This window comes from Kitasatospora sp. MY 5-36, from assembly GCF_001182915.1.
GTDB lineage: Bacteria > Actinomycetota > Actinomycetes > Streptomycetales > Streptomycetaceae > Kitasatospora.
In genome coordinates, this window is sequence record NZ_LFVW01000895.1 from 1 (window position 1) to 3,491 (window position 3,491).

A 3,491-nucleotide genomic window follows, 5' to 3' on the forward strand; every position below is an offset into this window, starting at 1 on the left:
AGGCCGGTGCCGCCGGCGCCGGGGCGGCGGCGCAGCAGCGGCCTGCGGGACGGGCCGCCGTCGTCGGTGACGGTCAGCTCGACCGCGCCGTCCGTGCCGGGGGCCACCCGGACGGTGACCTCGGTGGCCTGCGGCGCGTGCCGACGGATGTTGGTGAGGGCCTCCAGGACGACGGCGTACGCGGTCGCCTCGGCCTCGGCGGAGAGCCGGCCGGCGGTCTCGGGCGCCAGCTCGGCGGTGGCGCGCGGGGCACCGGCGGTGCCGGTGCCACCAGGTCGGCCGGTGGCGCCGAAGCGGGTGACCAGTTCGGGGAGGTCGGCCAGGCCCAGCCGGCGCGTGGTCGCCCCGTCGGCCCGCTCCTCCCGGTCCGGCGGATCGGACCGGCCGTCCCGGCCGCCCTCACCGCCCGGCTCGCGCAGGGCGCCGACCATCTCGTCCATCGAGTCCAGCGCCCGCAGCCCGGCCTCCTCCAGGCGCCGCAGCAGTACGGCGGTCTCCTCCGGCTCCTGGTCCGGGAGTTGACCGGCCTGGGCCTCCAGCACGATGCCGGTGATCTCGTGGGCGACGAAGTCGTGCAGCCCCCGCGCCACCTCCAGCCGCTGTTCGCGCCGGGCCCGGGCGACCGCCCGCTCCCGTCGGGCGTCCAGGACCCGCAGGTAGAGGGCCGCCCCCGCGACACCGAGCAGCGGCAGCAGCGAGAGCAGCACCCCGACCACCGACCAGGCCGCACCGCCCTGCGGCGTCCGCAGGGAGAACCGCAGCGGCAGCAGCACCGCCGCGAGCCCGAGCAGCCCGCCGACCGGGCCGACCCGGCGGTCGGACAGCCCGCGGACGGCCCGGAAGAGCAGCCCGAGCAGGGCGAGCCACTCGAACGGCAGCCAGAACGCGGGCAGCCGGTACGGCCCCGGGTAGACCAGGTCGACCAGCAGCGAGGCCCCGGCCACCGCCCCGACCGCCGCACCGAGCGTGATCCGCCCGGCGGGCCAGGGCAGCAGCGCCACCACCGCGGCGAACGCCGCCGTCAGGGCGAGCAGCGCGGCCGCCACCCGGGCGTCCGGTTGCGCCAGCAGGACGGGCGCCAGCAGGGCGAGCGCGGAGACGGCGGCGAGCGGCCGGCGGATCCGGGCGGAACGGGGTCGGGCAGAGCTGGGTTGGGCGGAGCTGGTTCGGGCTTCGGTGCGCACCCACCGAGCCTAGGGGGCAGCTCTCCCGGGGGAGGCCGGTTCCTTCCCGGGGAGGAGCGGCCCACCGTCAAGTCCCCTCCGCAGCGGGAGGCCCGCGCGGCCGGGCGGAAGCATGCTGAGTGGCACCGGAACGACCGAGCCCGAAGGAGAACCCACCCCCATGAACCGCCGCCTCGCCACCGCCGCCGTCTCGCTCCTCCTGCTGACCGCGACGGCCGCCACCGCCGCACCGGCCGCCGTCGCCGCACCGACCACCACCGTCGCACCGGTCCCCGCCGCACAGGCGTCCGCAGCGCAGGCGTCCGCCGCGGAACCGGCCGACCCCGCGGGCGGCTTCGGACCGGTGAGCGTGCGCGGCACCGGCAACACCGTCCTCACCGCGGCCTTCCAGGGCTTCGAGGGCGACCCGGTGCAGATCTCGGTGGACGCCCGCACTTCCACCAACACCGATCCGCGCGGCACCGCGGGCCACTTCCACGTCCGTCACGTGCACACCGACGGCCGGCTGGTCGCCGACTTCGAGGGCGACATCACCTGCCTGGCCGTCGGCGGCCGGGAGGCGATCGCCACCGGGGTGATCACCAAGAGCGAGGCGCCGTGGTTCCCGGGCCTGGAGCTGACCGGCCAGAAGGTCGCGCTCTCGGTGGAGGACAACGGGCGGCGCGGGGACCGGATGGGCTGGGTCTGGGGCGTCTTCGGCCAGCCGGTCTCGGACTGCCAGGGCACGGTACCGTTCATCCGCACGACCAGTGGTGACTTCTCCGTGCGCGGCTGACACCCGGCCGACCAGGCCTGCCCGGGCCGCTCGGGTCCGACCGGGGCGACGCGCATGGTCGCCCGAGCACCCACAGACCTGGAGGCCCCGATGCCCCTCGACCATCCGACCACCCCGCCGCGGGCGGGTGCGGGGTTCAACGACCGCACAGGGGAGGGCCGTTGAACCCCGCACCCGGCCTTCGGCCGCCGGACTACGCCCGACTCGCCGCCGTCGGGCCGTACTTCGCGCTGGACACCGCACCGGCCGACCGGCCGCCCGAGGGCTTCCGGCCGCTGGCCGAGCTGTACGGCACCGGGCCGGACGCGCCGTTGGCGGCGCGGCTGCGGGTGGTGGCGCGGCGGCTCGGCACCGACGAGCCCCGGGTCGCCGCCTCGATCCTGCACCTGGGACTGGCCGCCCGCTTCTGGTCGGTGGGCCTGGGCTCGGCCGTCCTGCTGGGGACGGTCCCGACCCTGGAGCACGCCTGGGTGCGGATCCCGGACCAGGGCCCGCTCGACCTGTGGACCCCGCCGGAGCCCGTCCGGCCGCCCGCCGTTCCGTCCTCCGGGCCGACCGCCGGGAAGGCCGCCGGGACGCTCGCCGACCAGCTGCACGAGGCCGTCCTGCTGGGCCAGTTGGAGCCGCTGGCGACGGCCGTACGGGCGGCCGCCCCGCTCTCCCGCCGCCTGCTGCTCGGCAACGCCGCCTCCGCGCTGGCCGGGACGCTGCGGATCCTGGACGCCCATGCGCCGGTCGCCGCACGGGCGTTGGTGGCGGAGCTGCTGGACCGTCCGCCGCTGGCCGGGTCGGGTACCCTGCGCACCGGGCCGCGCGGTACGGCGTTCCGCCGGAACAGCTGCTGCCTCTACTACCGACTGGGTCCGGGCGCCGGTCTCTGCGGCGACTGCTGCTTCAGCACACCGCCCGGCCGCAGGAAGCGGAACAACTAATACCTTCACAAATGAAGGTCATATCGGCTTGCCGGTACCGTCCGGTCACCCGTCAGCCGCGCACCACCGTCCAGTCCACCGCCGCCGACGGCACCCCGGCCCGCTCGGCCGCCGGGTCCGCGAGCAGCCCGCGCGCCAGCGAACCCACCGGCAGGGCCGGGGTGGTGGCGGCCAGCACCCGCCCCTCGCCGTCGAGCAGCGCGGCCTCGCCGGCCAGCTCCCGCAGCGGCGACACCAGCAGCCGTTCCAGCGCGGCCAGCGGGACGTCCCCGGCCGCCACCCCGACGAAGCCGGCGCCCGGGACGACCACCGGCCGGGCGCAGCACAGCACGTACCGGTCGGCACAGAGCAGGTCGACCTGCGGCCCGGCCACCACGGCCCGCCCCTCGTCCCGGGGTCGGGCGAACCAGGGCAGCACCCGGTAGTCGTAGAACTCGGCGTCCGCCGGGTCGAGCACGAGCCGCAGCCGCCGCTCTCCGGCCCCGCGCGCGCCGCGGTACCACCACTCCGCGTGCAGGTCCGCGTCGGCGAGCGCGCCGGGTGCCACAACCGCTCCGCAGCCGAACCAGCGCGGTGTAGAAGTCGACGGACGCGCGGGTG

Annotated in this window: 4 protein-coding genes; 2 read left to right on the top strand and 2 right to left on the bottom strand. The window is 77.2% G+C overall.

Features of this window, described 5'->3' with window-relative positions; all coding sequences use genetic code 11:
- Positions 1-1,184, bottom strand: a 1,184-nt coding sequence (locus AE652_RS37880) for a sensor histidine kinase (protein ID WP_053112514.1), incomplete at its 3' end; no start/stop codon positions are given.
- 160 nt (positions 1,185-1,344) lie between these two features.
- On the opposite strand from AE652_RS37880, the gene AE652_RS37885 reads away from it, so the two are divergent.
- Positions 1,345-1,959 (top strand): hypothetical protein, encoded by a 615-nt coding sequence (locus AE652_RS37885; protein ID WP_049659853.1) that lies wholly within the window; start codon positions 1,345-1,347, stop codon positions 1,957-1,959.
- A gap of 161 nt (positions 1,960-2,120) precedes the next feature.
- Positions 2,121-2,891 carry a (2Fe-2S)-binding protein gene (locus tag AE652_RS37890; RefSeq protein WP_049659855.1) on the top strand — a complete coding sequence of 257 codons (771 nt, stop codon included), beginning with the start codon at positions 2,121-2,123 and terminating at the stop codon, positions 2,889-2,891.
- Positions 2,892-2,943: 52 nt separating this feature from the next.
- Here AE652_RS37890 and AE652_RS37895 read toward each other — a convergent pair.
- A partial coding sequence (locus AE652_RS37895) for a cache domain-containing protein (protein ID WP_049659858.1) occupies positions 2,944-3,491 on the bottom strand: 548 nt, incomplete at its 5' end.

What these genes read in the sequence shown, in the direction of transcription:
- AE652_RS37885 (WP_049659853.1), top strand. Translation starts at nt 1,345, where the DNA reads ATGAACCGCCGCCTCGCCACCGCCGCCGTCTCGCTCCTCCTGCTGACC.